Source organism: Lentzea sp. NPDC054927 (assembly GCF_053610285.1).
The window spans coordinates 1-17991 of record NZ_JBSGXZ010000003.1; the positions used below are offsets into that span (position 1 = coordinate 1).

The 17991-nt window shown below is 69.9% G+C and carries 21 protein-coding genes; 7 read left to right on the forward strand and 14 right to left on the reverse strand.

Features of this window, described 5'->3' with window-relative positions:
* Nucleotides 1-654: IS481 family transposase (locus ACWGE0_RS06295; RefSeq protein WP_452259859.1), on the forward strand; the 654-nt coding region annotated here is incomplete at its 5' end.
* A 74-nt stretch (nucleotides 655-728) separates the two neighbouring features.
* Here the strand turns inward: ACWGE0_RS06295 and ACWGE0_RS06300 are convergent.
* Nucleotides 729-1466, reverse strand: a complete 738-nt coding sequence (locus ACWGE0_RS06300) for a GAF domain-containing protein (RefSeq protein WP_452259860.1) — start codon at nucleotides 1464-1466, stop codon at nucleotides 729-731.
* Between the two features lie 45 nt (nucleotides 1467-1511).
* Complete coding sequence (locus ACWGE0_RS06305; RefSeq protein ID WP_452259861.1) at nucleotides 1512-2219, reverse strand: GAF and ANTAR domain-containing protein; 708 nt, start codon at nucleotides 2217-2219, stop codon at nucleotides 1512-1514.
* Nucleotides 2220-2488: 269 nt separating this feature from the next.
* Here ACWGE0_RS06305 and ACWGE0_RS06310 point away from each other — a divergent pair, with 269 nt between their 5' ends.
* The gene (locus ACWGE0_RS06310) at nucleotides 2489-2851 is read left to right on the forward strand and encodes an STAS domain-containing protein (protein WP_452259862.1); all 363 of its coding nucleotides are present in this window, start codon (nucleotides 2489-2491) and stop codon (nucleotides 2849-2851) included.
* 19 nt (nucleotides 2852-2870) lie between these two features.
* Here the strand turns inward: ACWGE0_RS06310 and ACWGE0_RS06315 are convergent, their stop codons facing one another.
* Genes ACWGE0_RS06315 through ACWGE0_RS06350 form a run of 8 tightly spaced genes read right to left on the reverse strand, consistent with a single transcriptional unit; the run spans nucleotide 2871 to nucleotide 9212 of the window.
* On the reverse strand, nucleotides 2871-3551 hold the full coding sequence (locus ACWGE0_RS06315; protein ID WP_452259863.1) for an SDR family oxidoreductase: 681 nt from the start codon (nucleotides 3549-3551) through the stop codon (nucleotides 2871-2873).
* A complete protein-coding gene (gene rfaE2, locus ACWGE0_RS06320) occupies nucleotides 3551-4831 on the reverse strand; it encodes a D-glycero-beta-D-manno-heptose 1-phosphate adenylyltransferase (protein WP_452259864.1) in 1281 nt (426 codons plus the stop codon). Before rfaE2 ends, ACWGE0_RS06315 begins: the two co-directional genes overlap by 1 nt.
* Nucleotides 4828-5403, reverse strand: coding sequence for a D-sedoheptulose-7-phosphate isomerase (locus tag ACWGE0_RS06325; protein WP_452259865.1), 576 nt, complete (start codon nucleotides 5401-5403; stop codon nucleotides 4828-4830). The genes rfaE2 and ACWGE0_RS06325 overlap by 4 nt, the downstream gene beginning before the upstream one ends.
* A complete protein-coding gene (locus ACWGE0_RS06330; RefSeq protein WP_452259866.1) occupies nucleotides 5400-6260 on the reverse strand; it encodes a glycosyltransferase in 861 nt (286 codons plus the stop codon). The genes ACWGE0_RS06325 and ACWGE0_RS06330 overlap by 4 nt, the downstream gene beginning before the upstream one ends.
* Nucleotides 6257-7255, reverse strand: a complete 999-nt coding sequence (locus tag ACWGE0_RS06335; RefSeq protein ID WP_452259867.1) for a glycosyltransferase family 9 protein — start codon at nucleotides 7253-7255, stop codon at nucleotides 6257-6259. Before ACWGE0_RS06335 ends, ACWGE0_RS06330 begins: the two co-directional genes overlap by 4 nt.
* Nucleotides 7252-7767, reverse strand: a complete 516-nt coding sequence (locus ACWGE0_RS06340) for a D-glycero-alpha-D-manno-heptose-1,7-bisphosphate 7-phosphatase (RefSeq protein WP_452259868.1) — start codon at nucleotides 7765-7767, stop codon at nucleotides 7252-7254. Before ACWGE0_RS06340 ends, ACWGE0_RS06335 begins: the two co-directional genes overlap by 4 nt.
* Before the next feature lie 60 nt (nucleotides 7768-7827).
* Entirely contained in the window at nucleotides 7828-8820 is a 993-nt protein-coding gene (locus ACWGE0_RS06345; protein ID WP_452259869.1) for an NAD-dependent epimerase/dehydratase family protein, read from the reverse strand.
* Nucleotides 8817-9212 carry a ChaB family protein gene (locus tag ACWGE0_RS06350; RefSeq protein ID WP_452259870.1) on the reverse strand — a complete coding sequence of 132 codons (396 nt, stop codon included), beginning with the start codon at nucleotides 9210-9212 and terminating at the stop codon, nucleotides 8817-8819. Before ACWGE0_RS06350 ends, ACWGE0_RS06345 begins: the two co-directional genes overlap by 4 nt.
* Nucleotides 9213-9256: 44 nt before the next feature.
* On the opposite strand from ACWGE0_RS06350, the gene ACWGE0_RS06355 reads away from it, so the two are divergent.
* Nucleotides 9257-10594, forward strand: coding sequence for an aldehyde dehydrogenase family protein (locus ACWGE0_RS06355; RefSeq protein WP_452259871.1), 1338 nt, complete (start codon nucleotides 9257-9259; stop codon nucleotides 10592-10594).
* Here ACWGE0_RS06355 and ACWGE0_RS06360 read toward each other — a convergent pair.
* Nucleotides 10566-11429 (reverse strand): glycosyltransferase family 9 protein, encoded by an 864-nt coding sequence (locus ACWGE0_RS06360; RefSeq protein ID WP_452259872.1) that lies wholly within the window; start codon nucleotides 11427-11429, stop codon nucleotides 10566-10568. The genes ACWGE0_RS06355 and ACWGE0_RS06360 overlap by 29 nt on opposite strands.
* Nucleotides 11430-11652: 223 nt before the next feature.
* Between ACWGE0_RS06360 and ACWGE0_RS06365 the strand changes: the two genes are divergently transcribed.
* The gene (locus tag ACWGE0_RS06365; protein WP_452259873.1) at nucleotides 11653-12141 is read left to right on the forward strand and encodes a DUF6328 family protein; all 489 of its coding nucleotides are present in this window, start codon (nucleotides 11653-11655) and stop codon (nucleotides 12139-12141) included.
* A 27-nt stretch (nucleotides 12142-12168) separates the two neighbouring features.
* On the opposite strand, the gene ACWGE0_RS06370 is transcribed toward ACWGE0_RS06365, so the two are convergent.
* Together ACWGE0_RS06370 and ACWGE0_RS06375 are read right to left on the reverse strand one after the other, a co-directional pair.
* Entirely contained in the window at nucleotides 12169-13017 is an 849-nt protein-coding gene (locus tag ACWGE0_RS06370) for an alpha/beta hydrolase (RefSeq protein WP_452259874.1), read from the reverse strand.
* Nucleotides 13014-14237, reverse strand: coding sequence for an amidohydrolase family protein (locus ACWGE0_RS06375; RefSeq protein ID WP_452259875.1), 1224 nt, complete (start codon nucleotides 14235-14237; stop codon nucleotides 13014-13016). The genes ACWGE0_RS06370 and ACWGE0_RS06375 overlap by 4 nt, the downstream gene beginning before the upstream one ends.
* 59 nt (nucleotides 14238-14296) lie before the next feature.
* Between ACWGE0_RS06375 and ACWGE0_RS06380 the strand changes: the two genes are divergently transcribed.
* On the forward strand, nucleotides 14297-14905 hold the full coding sequence (locus ACWGE0_RS06380; protein ID WP_452259876.1) for a TetR/AcrR family transcriptional regulator: 609 nt from the start codon (nucleotides 14297-14299) through the stop codon (nucleotides 14903-14905).
* Nucleotides 14906-14910: 5 nt separating this feature from the next.
* Here ACWGE0_RS06380 and ACWGE0_RS06385 read toward each other — a convergent pair whose 3' ends face one another.
* Nucleotides 14911-15393 (reverse strand): DUF6098 family protein, encoded by a 483-nt coding sequence (locus ACWGE0_RS06385; protein WP_452259877.1) that lies wholly within the window; start codon nucleotides 15391-15393, stop codon nucleotides 14911-14913.
* Between the two features lie 107 nt (nucleotides 15394-15500).
* Between ACWGE0_RS06385 and ACWGE0_RS06390 the strand changes: the two genes are divergently transcribed.
* Nucleotides 15501-16742 (forward strand): PP2C family protein-serine/threonine phosphatase, encoded by a 1242-nt coding sequence (locus ACWGE0_RS06390; RefSeq protein ID WP_452259878.1) that lies wholly within the window; start codon nucleotides 15501-15503, stop codon nucleotides 16740-16742.
* 43 nt (nucleotides 16743-16785) lie between these two features.
* Nucleotides 16786-17970 (forward strand): zinc-dependent alcohol dehydrogenase, encoded by a 1185-nt coding sequence (locus tag ACWGE0_RS06395; protein WP_452260214.1) that lies wholly within the window; start codon nucleotides 16786-16788, stop codon nucleotides 17968-17970.
* Nucleotides 17971-17991 lie beyond the last annotated feature (21 nt).

A 17991-nucleotide genomic window follows, 5' to 3' on the forward strand; every position in this document is an offset into this window, starting at 1 on the left:
CGGCTCTCCCACATCGACCGCGTCACCGGCGAACCACTGCGCCGCTACGAACATCCCCACCCTGGGTCGCTGATCCACGTCGATGTCACCAAGTTCGGCAACATCCCCGACGGCGGCGGCCACCGGTTCGTCGGACGCCGGCAAGGAGACCGCAACAGACGCGCCACCCCAGGCCTGCCCAAGGGCAGCAACAACGTGCCACGCAACGGCAGAGCCTTCCTGCACACCGTCGTCGACGACCACTCCCGCGTCGCCTACGCCGAGATCCACACCGACGAACGCGGCGACACAGCCACCGCCGTCCTGCGGCGAGCGGTCACCTGGTTCCGCGAGCACGGAGTCGTCGTCGAACGAGTCCTGTCCGACAACGGCTCCGCCTACCGCTCCTTCGCCTGGCGCGACGCTTGCGCCGAGCTCGGCATCCGGCACAAACGCACCAGGCCCTACCGGCCACAGACCAACGGCAAGGTCGAGCGCTTCCACCGCACCCTGGCCGACGGCTGGGCCTACGCCCGCCACTACCAGTCACAAACCGAACGCCGAACCGCCCTGCCCGGCTGGATCCATTTCTACAATCACCACCGAGCCCACTCCGCCCTCGGAGGCCAGCCACCCATCACCCGGCTGACCAACCTCCCTGGACATCACAACTAGTGGTGTGGCGCGGAACGTTGCCAGGGGAATTCGCAGTCAGACAGGGCGCCTCGCCGACGTTTCGGGTCACGCCACTAGCTCGCGTCCGCCGCCGGTAGCAGCGCGGCCGGTTCGACGTCTCCGCTCGTGAGCCGGCGGGCCACCTCGCGGACCGCCTCCCGATGCGTGGCGGCGTAGTCGAGGATCAGGCCACGGGCCTCGTCCGTGCCGGTGCCGAGCGCGCCCGCGGCCATGCCGATCGCATGAGCGAGCATCACGCGGTCGTTGAGCGTGGTCAGGGTCTGCGCGGTCAGCCGGTGCGTGCGCGCCGGGTCATGCTCCTGCGACAGGCCCAGCACCGCCAGGTCGGCGAGCACCTGCCCGAGCCGTTCCTGCCACATCTCCCACGGCGTGACCGCCGCGTAGAACACGTTCAGCCCGCCGACCGCAGCGCCGGCCAGACGCATGGGGACGGCGTGCACCGCGCGGAACCCGGCCTCGCCCGCGGCACGGGTGAACGCCGGCCAGCGGTCCGGGCCGTCCGTCAGGTCCGGGCAGGCGATCATCGCGTCGACGCGGACGCAGTCCACGCACGGGCCTTCTTCGATCTGGCTCTGCAGCAACTCCAGGAACCGGGTCCGCTCGTCCGACGCGGACACCACGCTCAATCCGCCACGCGGATCGGCCAGAATCACGCCGACGGCGCTCGCGGACAGCAAGCTCTCGCACGCGGCCGTGACCAGACGCAGGACCGAGCCGACGTCATGGCTGTCGACCAGGTTCGCCGTGAGCTCGCTCAACGTGACGGCGATCTGATCCTGAGCACGGGACACTCCCGCAGCATACGACCCACCGTCGCCTGGTGCTGATGGCACAGGTCAGTCCGCGAGCCGGTCGAGCGGGATGCGCCTGGCCAGCAGGTCACGCGCCACGTCCAGCACCGAACGTCCCGAGGCGAACGCGTGCGCGCGCAACCGGGCGAAGGCGTCCTCCAGGCTGATTCGCAGCTGTGCGGCCAGCATCCCGGTCGCCATGTTCACGTCCTGGTACGACAGCGTCATCCGCAACTGATCGTCGTCCGCGCGCTCGCTCTGCTCGAGCAGTGCACGGGTCGCCACGTCGGCGAGGATCACCGCGTCGGCGACCGCCGCGACGGTCAGCCTGCCGGCGTGCCGGCCGTACAGGTCGAGCGTGCCGAGCCTGATGCCGCCGACCTGCAACGGGAAGGCGAACATCGCCGCGACACCCTCCGCAGCCGCTGCCGCGCTGAAACCCGGCCATCGCACACCGTCCGAGCTCAGGTCCGCGACCAGTACCGGAGCGGCATTCTCGAACGCCGCCACACCCGGCCCCTCCCCCAGCGTGTACTGGATCTCCTCCAGCCGGGCGGCCCACTCGTCGCTCGCGCCGACCATCTCCTCAGCGCGGGCGCTGGCGCGCAAGGTCAACGCGGCGGCGTCCACACCAGGCAGGACACGGACACAACCGGCGCACAACGCCTGTGCGAGATCCGCCCGCCCGGAGGCCGCGGACGTGAACTCCTCCACCGCCCGTGTGAGCCGATCCCGACGCTGCCCGTCCAACACCCGTCCTCTAGCCAGCGGTCGCGCGGTCAGCCCAACCCGTTCCGACGTCAGGTACGAACCTAGACCGGACAGCGGCATGCCCGCACCACGGGTCCGCGGCGAGTCAGTCGGTCAGCTGGTCGAGCGGAAGGCGTCCTCCAGACTGACCCCTGCCCCAGTTCCGCACGTTGTGGACCGCAGTGCGAAGGCTTACCGTGGAATGGTTCAGCAGTTCGCACGTCGAGTTGAGCCACCAGCTCGGTGAAAGTCCCACCAGGAGTGGAGTCACCGTGCTGGAAGAGAAGCTCGACCACCGCCCACCCGTTTGCTCTGTGCACGGATCGCGACAGCGCGGAGTTCCTGTCGTCGCCGTCGAGGGCGAAGTGGACATCTGCACCGCACCACGGCTGGGTGCGGAACTCACCGCCCAGCTGGAACGGCACCCCGCGGCACTGGTCGTGGACTTGCGCGGGGTGACGTTCTTCGACTCCTCGGGCATCAACGTGCTGCTGGTCGCCCATCACGACGCGGCAGACCTGCGCGTGGTCGCGGATCGGGCCGTCGTGCTCAGAACCCTTCACGTCACAGGTCTGGACACCGTGTTCCGGATCCACCCGACACTGGCGGAGGCGCTGGAGCGGCTAGCGGGCTGACCGGCTCGCGTGCCAGTCCCTATGGCCAGGACGGTTCCTCCGCGTGGGCCACCACGAGCTCACGCACCTCGCACCCCGCCGGCTGGCTCAGCGCGAACATGATCGCGGCCGCCACCCGATCGGGCGGGTTCAGCTTCGCCGTGTCGGCCGGCTTGTACTGCTCGTCGCGATCGTCGAAGAAGTGGGTGCGCATCCCGCCTGGAACGACCAGGGTCACGCCGATGCTGCCCGCCGTCTCGGCCGCCAGCGCGCGGGTGAAGCCGACGACGCCGAACTTCGACGCGCAGTACGCCGTGGCGTCGCTGACCGCCCGCAACCCGAGGGTCGACGCGATGGTCACCACCCGGCCGTTCTCCAGGTACGGCAGTGCCGCACGCACGACCGCGACCGTTCCGAGCAGGTTCACCCGCACGACGTGTTCCCACTCGGCGGTGGGCACCTCGTCCAGCCGTCCGCACCTGTCCACGCCCGCGGCGGTCACCACGGCGCTCAGGCCGTCGTTGCGGGCGACCAGGTCCCGCACGGCCCGTTCGGCGGCGTCCGTGTCCGACAGGTCGACCGACTCGAAGTCGGCGACCTGTGGTGCCGACGGCGCCGCCTTGTCCAGCACGAGGGGCCGTCCACCCGCCTCGTGCACGGCGTCGACCACCGCCGCACCCAGTCCGGACGCACCCCCGGTCACCAGCACGTTGCCCAGCATCAGCCCCTCCTCGACAGGATCTCGGTCGTCGAGCGGCCGCGGTGGTACGGGGCGACGACCGTCCGGCCGCCCCAGTGCCGCACCACAGCCGTCTCCGGCAACAGCTCGGCGGTGTAGTCACCGCCCTTCACCCACACGTCCGGGCGCAGGTCCCGCAACACGCGTTCCGGCGTGTCCTCGGGGAACACCACCACTTCGTCCACACAAGCCAACGCGCGCAACACCTCGACACGGTCGGCCTGCCGGTTCACCGGACGTTCCGGCCCTTTCAACCTGCGCACCGATGCGTCGGAGTTGAGACACACCACGAGACAGTCGCCGAGTTCCCGCGCCGACTGCAGCATGCGGACATGGCCTGTGTGGAGCACGTCGAAGCATCCTCCCGTAGCCACCACGACGCCACCACGAGCCCGCACGGAGTCCACAGTGGACATAGGTGGAACGGCCAGCCCTGACACACCACCGTCGGCCAGGAACCGTGCGGCCGAAAGCACGGCATCCGCCACGGCATCATCGGGAGCGGCACCCGCGGCCAGCCGAGCCGCCGCCGTCACGGCGAACCTGTCTCCCGCCCCACAGGGGTCGAGCACGGACACCTTCGGCGCCGGTACCGCGACCGGTGTCCCTCCACAGTGGAGCACGGCTCCACCCGAGCCCCGCGTCACCACCACCGCACACGATCGCCACCGCGCCAACAGCTCCTCCGCTGCCTCGAACGGGTCGGTGTGGCCACTGAACGCCGTGGCCTCGGCGAGGTTCGGCGTCACCAGCCGGGCGTCGGGCACCGGCGCGGGACCACGCGGATGCGGGTCCCACACCACGGGAACGCGGGTGAGCACCGACCGCAGCCGTTCGTCGCAGAGAAGTCCGCGGCCGTAGTCGGACGCCAGCACGAAGTCGGCGGACAGCACCGCGTCAAGCATGTCGTCGGTCGCCTTGGGCTCCGCCGGGCCGCCACCGCGGTCCATGCGCGCCAAGGATGTTCCTCCGCAACGCAGGCGTGTCTTCACCGGCGTCGGCGCGCCAGAAGGCCCGAACACGCCGGGCACTTCCAGCAGCGAACGGATCCGGTGCCCGTCCGCGTCGTCCGCCAGCGCGCTGACCAGCGTCACGTCCATGCCGTCGCGCGATGCCATCGTCGCCGCGAGCGCGGCACCGCCGGGCCTGGCCCGTTCGGCGGACACGTCGAGGACGGGAGCGGGCGCGTCCGGGCACAGCCGCTCGGCCGTGCCCTCCACGTCGACGTCCAGCAGCGAGTCCCCGACCACCACGAACCTCATGAGACTCTCCGCAAGGTCGCGGGCAGCGCGGCCTCGAACGCCTCGCACAGGGCGTGGACCGCGACGAGCTGCGCCTCCTGCACGTGACACGGGTCGCCGGGAAGATCCAGCACGTCGTCTGCCAGCTCGGCCAACGGGTTCGGTGCCGGACCGGTCAACGCCCAGACCTGCGCCCCCGCTGTCCTGGCCGCGCGAGCAGCCTCCAGCAGGTTCGCGCTGCGGCCGCTGGTGGACAGCAGCACGACGATGTCGCCTGGCCGGGCGTGCGCCGCGATCTGGCGGGCGAAGACCTGGTCGTAGCCGTAGTCGTTGGCGATCGCGGTGACACTCGACGTCTCGGCGCACAACGCCAACGCCGAGAACGGCGCGCGGTCGTGCCGGTAGCGGCCGACGAGCTCGGCCGTCAGGTGCTGTGCCTCGGCGGCGGACCCGCCGTTGCCCGCGGCGAGCAACCTGCCGCCCTCGGTGAGCCTGCGGGCGAGCGTGGCGCCCCAACGGGTGATCCGCGGCGCTTGGACCCGCAGGGCGGTCAGCGTGCCGGACAGTCCGTTCAGGTGCTTCTCGACGCTCATCGCGCCACCTCCTCCACCACGGCGTCCCAGCTCCGCAGGAACGCGTCGAGTCCGTACCGGGCCAGCGCGAACTCGCGTGCCCTCTTTCCCTTCTCCTGCGCGAGAGCCGGATCCGCGATCAGCTCCCTGGTCGCGCGCACCAGTTCGTCCACGTCCGTCGAGACAGCGCCGGCCTCCGCGGGCACCGCGCGCACGACCTCGGTGCACGCGAGCGCCACGACCGGCATGCCGATGTGCATCGCCTCGATGAGCGACAACCCCAGCGAGGTCCAGCGCACCGGATGGACGTAGACGCGCCGACGAGCCAGTTCCCGGTGCAGCGAACCGAGATCGTGGTCGCCCAGACCACCGATCGGCTCGGTGTTCATCCCGAACACGTCGATCGGCTCGAACCGCGGCAGCAGATCGGTGCCGACGATCCGCCCGCGCCGGACCGGGTCGTTGACGACCGCGGCCGCGCGGGCCAGTTCACCGGTGTAGAGCGGGCCGGGGTCGACCACGCCGTGCTCGATGACGACCGTCCTGGTGGATCCGCAGTCCCACATCAGGTCGTTGAAGTGCGTGACGTGCACCAGGATCCCGTCCCAGTCCGCCAGCGGATGGCGCTGCCCCGGCGCGCTCGGCGTGTTGTGTTCCAGGTACACCACCGGGATGCCGCGTGGCACCCGGTCGAGTTCCTCCGGCCGCTGCACCACCGCGATGTCGGCGTCCACTTCAGTCAGAGGTGTTTCGGTTGCACGCCAAGGACGTCCGGCGAGCCCGATGCCGTCGGGCGGGCCGATGATCAGGTAGTCGTGGCGGCCTTGGACGAAGGAGTTCGTCCAGGACCCGTGCACGTGCCACAGCAGGATCCTCACCGGGTCACCTCCACGACGGCCGCCACGACCTCTGCGGGTTCCACCAGGTCCAGACACGGGTGGCCGGGTACCGGGCACTCACGGGCGCGACTGTCCCGGCACGGCGCGTGCTGGTCGCCGAGCAGGACGTGTCTCCCGTGCGGCGCCCATCGCGGCGCGGGCACGACCGGTGCGAACAACGACACGACCGGTGTGCCGACCGCGGCCGCGAGGTGAGCGGGGCCGGTGTTGCCGACGACGACCGCCTCGGCACCGGCCAGCACGCCGCTCAGTTCCCGGAAGGTGGTGCGCCCGCCCAGATCGATCCCGCACGCGCCGGCGACGTGCCCGGTCAGGCCGGCTTCCGCCGGTCCGCCGGTCACGACCACGCGGTGACCGGCCGCGTTCAACGCGACCACGGCCTTCGCCCACCGGTCGGGCGACCAAGTGCGGGCGGGCGCCGTCGCACCTGGGTGCACCACCACGTACGGGTGGCTCAGTTCGGGGTGATTCAGTTCCGCGTCGGGCGGATCGAGCACAGCCAGCTCCCCCTCGTCACCTGGTGGTAGCTCGAATCCGGCCGCGCGCGCTACCTGCAACGCTCGTTGGGCCTCGGGCACGTCCGCGTCATCGGTCAGCCGCACGTCCAGCAGCGAGCCGGGGTAGTCGACCGAGCGCGCCACGATCTTCGGCACTCCGGCGAGCCGCAGCAACAGAGCCAGAGGTAGCGGGCTCTGGTGGAAGGACGTCAGCACCAACGCCACGTCGGCGCGAACCCCGTGCACCAGTGCGACCACGGCCTCGATGTCGATCGGCCGGACCTCGGGTGCGGGGTTGGCGATCCACGGGCACTCCCACTCGAGGATCCGGTCCACGCCGGGCAGCAGTTCCGCAGCCTGCACTCCGGCAGGCCCGCACAGCAGCACGACCTCACCTGCCGCGGCGGCCGCGCGAATCGCCGGACCGGCGAGCAGCACGTCGCCGTCACTGTCCAACCGCGCCACCAATGTCCTCACAGGATCATCCCGATCGCGGCACGCAGATCCGCGGCCGTGCGCGGTGCGCGTTCGACCTCCTCCGGCCGGGTCGCTTCCGTGGGCACCAGCACGGACGTCGCGCCCGCGTTGCACGCGGCCACGACGTCGGCCTCGATGTCTCCAACCACGACTGTGTGCTCTGGACTCACTCCAAGCGCCTCGCACGCCGCGAACACCAAGCCGGGCGCAGGTTTGCGGCACGCGCACCCGTCGTCCGGGTGGTGCGGGCAGATCTGCCAGGTGCCGAAGCGCCCGAGCAGTTCCTCGACGCGGGCGTTGACCGCGTGCACCTGGCCTTCGGTCAGCAGTCCTCTGCCGATTCCCGACTGGTTGCTCACCACGCCGGTGCGCAGTCCGTGCGTGCGCAGGTCCCTGATCGCTTCGCGAGCGCCGGGCATCAGCTCCACCCGAGCCGGGTCGCCGTTGTACGGCACATCACGGACGAGCGTGCCGTCGCGGTCGAAGAGCACCGCCTCGATGGTCCGATCCATAGAGGAGATTTAGCCGGGAAAATCGGCTTGAAACGCTACTCAGCGAAGCGCTTCGCGCTGTCACAGAACGGGACTGGCTGTGACATCCTCTCCGGTGGCGATCCCCCGGACCAGTCCGCGCAGAGCTTCGTACGCGCTGAACCGCGGCTCCCAGCCCAGCTCGTCATGTGCGCGTGACGCGTCGAGCAGCGGTGCGTTCAACGCCAGATCCACCCATCCCGGTGCGGTGGGCTGCAAGCGTGCTCGCCACGTCACGTTCGCCGCGAAGCGAAACGCCGACGCGGGGAGAGGGACATGCCGGCCGCCGAGCAGTCCGGCGAGCACACGCGGAGTGACGACAGGTTCCGACGCCAGGTTCACCGCGCCTGGCAGCCGCTTGGCCAGGACGAGTGCCAGTGCGTCCGCCACGTCGGCGGCGTGGACGAACTGCAGGATCATCGCGCGCGGCAACGGCAGCAGAGGTATCCGATGCCGGAACAGCGCTCTCGGCACGAGCCTGCCGAGGAAGTACCGGCGGATCTCGGAGCCCGCGTCGGGCTGCAGGATCAGCCCCGGCCGCGGACGCGAAACGAGCAACCTGGACTCATAGCGGTTCACCATGTGCTCGACCGCGGCCTTGTGCCTGCTGTAGGAGGAGGTGGACACCCCGTCGACCGGCCACGACTCGTCGATCCGGCGGTTCTTCGATGCGGGCGAGTAGGCGCCCACGGACGACATGTGCACCAGGTGCGGCACACCCGCGGCGGCAGCGGCCTCGAAGACCCGTTCGGAACCGGCGACGTTCGTCCGGAACAGCATCCGCTCGTCGTGGCTCGGCTGGATCAGCCAGGCCAGATGCACCACCGCGTCCGCGCCGTCGAACACCTCGGCCAGCACCTGCTCGGCACCGGGTTTCCCGATGTCGACCGGTGTCCACCGGACTCCGTCGTAGGGCGGCCCGTCCGCCGGAGGACGGCGGGAGAGCCCGTGGACGCACACGTCGGGTTCCTGGGCGAGTCTGCGCAGCAACGCGGTGCCGACGTTGCCGGTCGCGCCGGTGACGACGACCTTCACGAACGGGCCGCCGCGGTCTCTCGGTCGTTCGCCTTGCCGATCGCCTCGACCAGCTCGTCCTTCGTCATCCTCGACCGGCCGTCGATCTTCAGCCGCTTCGCGATGTCGTAGAGGTGTTCCTTGCTCGCGTTCGCGTCCACGCCACCGGCCGTCTCGCCCTGCGCCGGCGTGCTCCTGGCCGCCTGAGCATCGGAAGGTCCTTTCTCCTCCTTGGCTTCCCAGTGGTCGCCGACCTTCTCGAACGAGTGCTTCAGCGCGGAGAACGCCGTGCGGTGCGACCGCTCACCCTCGCCGTAGGTCTCCACGGCCGAGTCGTGGGCCTTGATCCAGGTGCGCTGTGCCTTCTTCGACGACCGCGCCACCGTGCTGGGAAGTTCCTCTCGTCCGGGCATGCTTCCTCCATGTTTCGACCGGGAGGCACGGGTACCCGGATCGCATGACCGCCACGCACGCCATCGACGTCCACAGCCCACTCGACGGCCAGCTGGTCGGCTGGCTCCCGGCCGCGACCGAGGCCGAGACGACAACCGCTGTGGCGGCCGCACGCAAGGCACAAGCCGCATGGGCCGCCACATCCGCAGCGGAACGCGGTGCGGCGGTGAAGGCGGCCGCCGCGGACCTCAGGGCGCGGGCCGGTGACCTGGCGACCGTGGTGGAGACCGAGACGGGCAGGCCGTTCGCGTCCGCGCGGGAAGGCGTGCTCGCGGGCGCGTCCACGCTGGAGCAGTACGCCGAGCTCGGCCCGGTCCACCGCGGACGGTCACTGCTCGGCTCGGCCGTGGACTTCATGATCCCGGAACCGCGTGGTGTCGTCGTGGCGCTGACACCGTGGAACGACCCGGTGGCCGTCGCCTGCGGACTGCTCGGCGCGGCACTGGTCACCGGGAACACCGTGCTGCACAAGCCGAGCGAACGCTGCCCTCACACCGGCATGCTGCTCGACACCGTGTTGCGGCCGCACTTTCCCGCGGATGTGCTGCAAACGTTGATCGGTGACAGTGCGGTCGGAGCACAGCTGGTGCGCGAGGACGTCGACGTCGTCGCGCATGTCGGCAGCACCGCGACAGGACGTGACATCGCCCAAGCGTCACGGGCGAAGTTGTTGCTGGAGAACGGGGGCAACGACCCGTTGCTCGTCGACGCGGACGTCGATCCCGGATGGGCGGCCGAACAGGCGGCGCTCGGGGCGTTCACCAACGCAGGCCAGCTCTGCACGTCGGTAGAACGGATTTACGTGCACGAGGAGGTCGCCGACGCGTTCACGGACGCCTTGTGCGCCCGCGCGAGGGATTGGAATGCCAACCCACAACCGTTGGTGGACAACAGGCATCGCGAGTTCGTGCACGCCCAGGTCGCCGAAGCGGTGGCAGCGGGTGCGCGGGCACTGGCCGGTGGCGAGATCCCGGCCGGACGAGGCGCCCACTACCCCGCCACCGTGCTCGCCGACTGCACGGCGGACATGCGGATCATGCGCGAGGAGACGTTCGGCCCCGTGGCGCCGGTGTGCGTCGTGCCGTCGTTCGACAAAGGCCTGCGCGAGGCGTGCTCCGGCGAATACGGTCTGGCGGCAACGGTGTTGACCCGATCGATGGAGCACGCGCAGAAGGCCTGGCGTGCGCTGCCGGTCGGGACGGTGAAGGTGAACGCCGTGTTCGGCGGCGCTCCCGGTGGAGCGGCTCAGCCTCGGGGCGCGTCCGGCACGGGGTTCGGGTACGGCCCCGAACTGCTGGACGAGATGACCACCGTCAAGGTCGTGCACCTCGGTCTGCCGTGACCAGCCGGACACTTCTCACCGCGTCCAGGACCTCGTCCACGGTGATCCGCAGCAGACCGGCATCCGGCTCGGAGGCGAACGTGTCGCCCGTTCCGCCGTGCCACAGCACATGATGCGGTCCGGATCGAGGCCCCCAACGGCTCGGTGACACAGGGCCGAACAGCAGGACAGACGGCGTGCCGTAGGCCGTCGCGACGTGCGCCACGCCGGTGTCACCACAGATCACGAGTCCGGCGGTGGCGATGAGATCCAGCAGTTGGGCGAGGCCGCCGCACACGGGTTCGGGCACGACCCGGCGAGCCGCTTCGAGTTCAGGCGGGCTTGCCGTCACCACGACGTCGTGGCCTCCCAGCTCTCGCACCACCGCGGCGAACCGGTCCACCGGCCACCTGCGCGCGCCATGGCTCGCGCCTGGATGAACCACCACCCGTTCGGTTCGCGGTCCGATCGGTGGCAGGCACAGATCGTCCGGGTCGCACGGGATTCCGTGCTGTTCCAGAAGATCGCACCACCTCAGCACCTCGTGCCGATCGGCCTGCCACTCGTCGTGAGTGATCAGCAGCCGGGGCCGCGTGGCCACGAGCCGCTCGACGCTCTGCGGTCCACGTCCGTGCAGGTTGACGGCGAGATCGGGGTTGTCGTACGCGATGGGCGTGAGGCCGTCGGTGGGCAGCAGCCGGTCGACGGCCTCGATCCTCGCCACCGCGTCAGCCAGCCAGGCGGGCGCGGCGAGCGTGATCTCGGCGCTCGGGAACGCCCGCCGCAACCCGCGCAACGCGGGCACCGCCGTGAGCAGGTCGCCCAGCCCGAGTGCCCGCAGCACCAGGATTCTCATCGGTGTGCTCTCCTGTGTCACGACGAGCTCCAGTCGACGTTCTCCCACGCCACCTCACGGGTCCCGCGGTGCAGGACGAGGGCGAGCAACGCCACTCCCAAGCGGTCAGCAATGCCCACCCACGCCCTTCGCACAACGCGACGTCTACCCGCTCTGCGCCCGAATACACATCCGTCACACCATGACGCCGTTTCGTGTGCGCTCACGCGGGTAGACATCCCTGGTGAGCGATGCAGAAGAGTCGGAGCACCGCCGGCTGGCGAGGAACGTCAACGAGCTGCTCCAGGAACTCCGCGTGGCCCAGGCCGGCGTGCAGATCCTGTTCGGCTTCCTGCTCTCCATCACCTTCACCGACAAGTACGCCACCGCATCGTCACTCGTCCGCGGCATCCATCTGGTGACCGTCCTGTGCGCGGCCATGGCGGTCGCCCTGCTGACCGCGCCCGCGGCCTGGCACCGCGTGCTGTTCCGCCGAGGCCGCCGCGAGGACGTCGTCGCGGCGGGCAACACCTTCCTGCTGGCCGGACTGGGCTTCCTCGCCATCGCGATGACCGGCACCGTCCTGCTGATCAGCGAAGTCATCATCGGCGGGTGGGTGGCCGTGCTGATCGGCATCCTCGCGTTGCTGGTCTACGGCGCGTTGTGGTTCGCCATGCCGCTGCTTACCCGCGACACCAGCTCCGAGCCCGGCGACGACATCACCGACATCTGACGCTCATCGTCACCAGTTGGGCAGCGGTCAGAGGGCACGGCAGGTTCTGAGGTAGCTGAGGAACGAGGCCTGCAGACCGGTCACGTGCGTTTCTCGCAGCACCTCGCTGGTGACGGCCGCGCCGCGGGAGGTGAGGCGGTGCAGGACGGTGGCCGCGTTCTTCGTGAGGTTCTGGTAGACGGGCACGTTCCCGAGGATCTCCCGGTCGTTGAAGGTCAGGTGGAGCTTGGCCGGCTGGTCGCCCAGTTCCTGGATCTGCGCGAAGACCCGGCTGTCCTCGCCGGCAACGCCCGGGCTGCCCGCTCCGACGCTTTCGAAGAGCGTGGTGCCGGTGAGCCAGGCGTAGAGGCTGAAGAGTCCGCCGTAGGAGTAGCCGAAGAGGCCGTGACCGCTCGTGGCCGTGCCGTAGTCGCGTTCGATCCGGGGGTGCAGTTCGTCGGTGATGAAGCTCAGGAACGCGTCGCCCCGGGTGTCGCGCAGTTCGGCGAGGTAGGCGTCGGCTTCGTCGCGGGTCATCGCACCCGCCTGGACTCCCATCTCCACCGCGTCGAGGAACTCCTGGGCGACGGGCTCTCCGGGTGGCACGAGATCCCTGTTGCGCAGCCTCGCCCAGCGCTCCGCTTCCTCGCCCGCGTAGCCGATGCTGACCTGGATGTACGGCTTGATCTTCTGCATGGGGTCCTGCTGGGTGATGATGAGCGGGGCCGTCAGGCCCACCGCCCAGTTGCCGTCGAGCACGTACACGACGGGCGCCTGCGCTGTGGCGGGGTCGTAGCGCGGCGGCGTGGTGACCCAGACGCCGTAGTCGTGCCCACTGCTGGAACGCAGCTCGAAGTAGTCGGTGTCGGCCAGGCAGCCGTGCAACATGGTGCTCATCGGAGATCCTTCACAACACGTCCGGCTTGGACGACGAGTACGGCGTTGGCGGGGTCGGCGAAAATGTTCGGGTCTTCGAGCGGGTTGCCGTTCCAGAGCACGAGATCTGCCTGCATGCCGGGTGCGATCACGCCCACTTCGGGCAGACCGATGATCTCGGCGTTGGTCTTCGTGGCCGCCACGAGAGCGTCCATCGGTGTCTCGAGCCGTGCGCGCAACCCGAGTTCCTCGCCGCGGCGGTCCTGGGCCGGGCCGATGAGGTCGGAACCCAGCCCGATCCGCACCCCGGCCTCCTTGGCGACGGCGAGCGCCCTGGCCATCCGCTCCCGCACCCCTGCCACACGATCGCGTGCCGATTCGTCCAGGCCGGCCGCGGCAGGATCGTGCAGCAGCCGCTCGACGACGGTGAACGTGGGCACGAGGGCAACACCGTGAGCGGCCATCAGGGTGGCTGTCGGCTCGTCGAGATCCGTGCCGTGCTCGACACAGCGCGCCCCGGCCGCGACCGCGTTCCGGATGCCTTCGTTGTTGTGGGCGTGCACCGTCACGTAGGTGCCCCGCGCCGCGGCCTCCTGCACGGCGACGGCGATCTCCTCGACGGTGAACTGGGTGTCGGTCAGCCGGTCGTTGCCGCCCACCACCCCGCCGGTCATGCAGAGCTTCAGGAACGACGCCCCGCGCCGGAACGCCTCACGCATGTTGCGCCGCAGCTCGTCCGCGTTGCCCGCCATCATGGACAGGGCACACAGACCAGGAACGTGATGGCTGCTCCACAGCTCGGTGGGCTCCCACTCGGCTCCGTAGTAGCCGTGGCCACCGGTCTGGCACTGAACAGGCCCGCACGACACCACGCGTGGCCCCCTGACCTTGCCCTTCGCGATCGCGGTGACGACACCGCCGTCGATCCCGCCGGTGTCCCGGACGGTCGTGAAGCCGGCGTCGAGCGTCGCGCCGGCCGTGGCGAAGATGTCCGCCGCGATCTCGGCGGCACTGATCTGGAACGAGAACTGCGGCTGCACCAGGCTCGACAGCCCCAGGTGGACGTGGGCGTCGATCAGGCCGGGCGTCATCGTCAGCCCACCGGCGTCGAGCCGCTCACCGTTCGCGCTGGAGGCACCGAGCTCGCTGATGCGCCCGTCCTCGACCGTGACGGCGACGTCACCCGGATCGCGGCCTGACCCGTCCACGACCATCGCGCCCACCACCTGGAAACGTCCCACAAGCCCTCCGGCCGTTTTTCCAATGGATAAATTGCTTGTCCAATGGATAAACTACGGGCGTGGTCCTGTCAAGCACGGCACGCACCGGCGATGCACGCGAGCGCCTCCTGGCGCGACTTCTCGACGTCTTCGACGACGGCCTTCCGCCACCGGAGACCTCACTCCGCGAGATCGCGGCCAGGACCGAGACCAGCCACGCGCTCCTGCGGTACCACTTCGGGTCGCTCACGGGCGTCCTGGCGGCCATGCTCGCGGCGCAGCGGACCCGCGACAACGAGGCGCTGTTCCGGGACGCAGGGCAGGGCACCTTCGACGACCTCGTCCTGGCGATCTGGCGGGCCTACACCCGGCCGGAGCAGCTGTCGCGCATCCGCGGGTTCTTCCACGTCGTGGGGCTGGCCGCCTACAGCCCGCACGACTTCCGCGAGTTCATCTCGTCGCTGGACGACCTCACCAGGATGCTGGCCTCGCTGGCGGAACGCGAAGGGCTCGCCGCCGGGGAAGCGCTGACCAAGGCCACCGTCGCCGTCGCCGCGATCCGCGGTCTGCTGCTGCAGGAGGTTCTGACGCCGGGGGCGTGCTCGGAGGACGCGGTCGCGCTGATCCTGGGCATGGGTGGAAAGCGGTCCACGGGCACGTTCAGAGGCTTGAACCCGGACGCGCCCTGACGCGCTCACGTGCCGCCCTGGCCGCCACCACGCCGGTCCAACGGGCCCCACGCGTCCGAGTTCTGCGCCTCGACGATCCGCTGAGCCTCTTTCAGCAGATCGTCGGAAATCCATGCCACCGGCCGAATGCACCGGACGAGCGGTTCGTTGTCCGGCCCCCTGCCGCGCTCCTCCCCGATCAGCACCCACGGACGGACGGCGGGCCCGCGTTGATCGACCAGGTGCTGGTAGTCGTACAGCCTGCGGGCCAGCCACACCTCGATCGGCCGGTCGCGCCACCACTGCTCGACCCGCAGCGGGTTGGCCGACAGGCCGGGCAGCCGCACACCGGTGAGATCGTCGCGGCTGGCCTGCGTTCGTCCGTGCGCGACATCCGCCGCGGGGCCTTTCGACCAGCGCACGTACAGCTCGCCGGGGTGGGCCGTGTCGAGCGCGGCGGCGAGCTCGGCCAGGTCGTCGATCGTCGGCAGCTCACGTTCGTCGTCCATGCCACTGACATTCCCACTCGAAGATGGTTGTGCACCTTGGCCGGCGGACGGGCGAGGGCGTGCGGCCGGCACGTTTGCCGAGCCCCTCCGCGGCAACCCTGCCTCACGTGACTGAACGGTCCGAGGCCTGGAACGCCGCGTTCCGCCGGATCATCAACGGGGCGCACCTGGCCACGGCCGGCGACCTGGCGGCACTTGTGGATGAGGCCACCGCCTTGGTCGGCATCACCGCGCACCTGTACGTCGTCGACATCGGGCAACAGTGGTTGCGCTCGGTCCGTGCCGACGCAGGACCACCGTTACCGGTGGACTCCACCACGGCCGGACGTGCGTTCCAGCGGACCGACATCATCTCCGTGCGCGACTCACCGCCGTACCTGTGGCTGCCGGTGCTGAACGGCACCGAGCGGCTCGGCGTGCTCCAGACGACCCTGCCCGACGAGAGCGACCCCGACGACCGGTGGATCCGCGAGCACTGCTGGGAGCTGGCCGGCCTTCTCGGGCATCTCGTCATGAGCAAGCTCCACTACAGCGACTTCCTGCACGTGCTTCGCCGCACCACACCGTTCTCGGCAGCCTCCGAACTGCTGTGGCAGCTGCTGCCACCGCAGACCTTCGCCTGCGACCAACTCACGGTGACGGCGGTGATGGAGCCCTATCACGAGGTGGGTGGAGACGGCTACGACTACTCCGTCGACAACGGCCGCGCGCACGTCTCGATCTTCGACGCCATGGGGCACGACATGCACGCGGGCCTCACCACCGCGGTGGCGCTGGCAGCCACGCGCAACGCACGCCGCAACGGTCTCGGGCTCCTCGAAGGTGCGGAACTGGCCGACCAGGCCGTGCGGCAGCAGGCGACCGAGGGGCTCAACGCTCCGTTCGCGACCGCGGTGCTCGCCGACCTGGATCTCGCGACCGGCGCGTTGCACTACATCCTCGCGGGACACCCGCCGGCCCTGCTGTTGCGCGGCGGCCGGATGGTCAAGGCGTTGAACAGCCCGGTCCACCTGCCGCTCGGACTCGGCCATCTCGCCACGGCGCCACGGCGGCTCGGGCACGAGCAACTCCAGGCAGGCGACCGGATCCTGCTCCACAGCGACGGCGTCACCGAGGCACGCGACCCGCGGGGCGAGCAGTTCGGCGTGGAGCGTCTCGTCGATCTCACCGAACGGCACGAAGCGGCCGGCCTGCCCGCGCCCGAAACCCTGCGCCGCGTGTCGCGTGCGGTGCTCGACCACCAGCGCGGGCAGCTTCAGGACGACGCGACGCTGCTCCTGCTCGAGTGGAGCAGGACCGCGGCCCGCAACGTCCTCCCCCGGCCCCGCAACGGGTTTATCGGTGCCTGAGCCGGGAACGCCGGGAAGAGACGCCAACCTGCTGGAGGACTCGATGAAAGCTGTTGCCTGGCACGGCAAGCGCGACGTCAGGGTGGACACGGTGCCAGACCCTGTGCTTGAGGAACCGACCGACGTGATCGTGCGGATCACGTCCACCGGAATCTGCGGATCGGACCTGCACCTCTACGAAGTGCTCGGAGCGTTCATCGACGAGGGCGACGTGCTGGGTCACGAGCCGATGGGTGTGGTCGAGGAAGTGGGCTCCGAGGTCACCACGCTGAGCGTGGGAGACCGTGTCGTGGTGCCGTTCAACGTCTCCTGCGGCACCTGCTTCATGTGCGGGCAGGGCCTGCACTCCCAGTGCGAGACGACCCAGGTGCGTGAACAAGGCACCGGCGCCGCGCTTTTCGGCTACACCAAGCTCTACGGTCAGATGCCCGGCGGCCAGGCGGAGTTCATGCGCGTGCCCTTCGGCGACACGTTGCCGATCAAGGTCCCGCACGGCCCTCCCGACGATCGTTTCGTGCTGCTGTCGGACGTGCTGCCGACCGCGTGGCAGGCGGTGGAGTACGCGGGCGTGAGTGAGGGCTCCAGTGTCGTGGTGCTCGGACTGGGCCCCATCGGTGACATGTCGGCGCGGATCGCACTGCACCGCGGCGCCGCCACGGTGATCGGCGTCGACCTCGTTCCCGAACGGCTCGCACGAGCAAAGGCCCGCGGTGTCCTGACGCTCGACCTGCGGGAGCACGGCAAACGACTGGCCGACCACATCCGCGACCTGACGAACGGCCGCGGCCCGGACGCCGTCATCGACGCGGTGGGCATGGAAGCACACGGCGCACCGGTCGCGAAGCTGGCGCAGGACGTCACCGGTTTCCTCCCGGATCCCGTGGCCGCCAAGCTGATGCGCACAGCGGGCGTCGACCGGCTCAGCGCCCTGCACGCTGCCATCGACATCGTGCGGCGGGGCGGCACGATCTCACTGGCCGGGGTGTACGGCGGAATGGCCGACCCGATGCCGCTGCTGACGATGTTCGACAAGCAGATCCAGCTGCGGATGGGACAGGCCAACGTCAGGCGCTGGGTCGACGACATCCTGCCGCTGCTGTCCGACGAGGACCCCTTGGGAACGGAGTCCTTCGCGACGCACAAGCTGCCCCTCGCCGACGCGCGGCACGGCTACGAGATCTTCCAGAAGAAGCAGGAGGGCGCCATCAAGGTGCTGCTTCAACCATGAGACCAGGTGGAATTTGACGGT

Bases quoted from the DNA above. Each gene is read 5' to 3' on its own strand.
- ACWGE0_RS06355 (WP_452259871.1), top strand. From the start codon at position 9,257: ATGACCGCCACGCACGCCATCGACGTCCACAGCCCACTCGACGGCCAG.
- ACWGE0_RS06395 (WP_452260214.1), top strand. From the start codon at position 16,786: ATGAAAGCTGTTGCCTGGCACGGCAAGCGCGACGTCAGGGTGGACACG.
- ACWGE0_RS06370 (WP_452259874.1), bottom strand. From the start codon at position 13,017: ATGAGCACCATGTTGCACGGCTGCCTGGCCGACACCGACTACTTCGAG.
- rfaE2 (WP_452259864.1), bottom strand. From the start codon at position 4,831: ATGAGGTTCGTGGTGGTCGGGGACTCGCTGCTGGACGTCGACGTGGAG.
- ACWGE0_RS06340 (WP_452259868.1), bottom strand. From the start codon at position 7,767: ATGGATCGGACCATCGAGGCGGTGCTCTTCGACCGCGACGGCACGCTC.
- ACWGE0_RS06325 (WP_452259865.1), bottom strand. From the start codon at position 5,403: ATGAGCGTCGAGAAGCACCTGAACGGACTGTCCGGCACGCTGACCGCC.
- ACWGE0_RS06385 (WP_452259877.1), bottom strand. From the start codon at position 15,393: ATGGACGACGAACGTGAGCTGCCGACGATCGACGACCTGGCCGAGCTC.
- ACWGE0_RS06315 (WP_452259863.1), bottom strand. From the start codon at position 3,551: ATGCTGGGCAACGTGCTGGTGACCGGGGGTGCGTCCGGACTGGGTGCG.
- ACWGE0_RS06360 (WP_452259872.1), bottom strand. From the start codon at position 11,429: ATGAGAATCCTGGTGCTGCGGGCACTCGGGCTGGGCGACCTGCTCACG.
- ACWGE0_RS06350 (WP_452259870.1), bottom strand. From the start codon at position 9,212: ATGCCCGGACGAGAGGAACTTCCCAGCACGGTGGCGCGGTCGTCGAAG.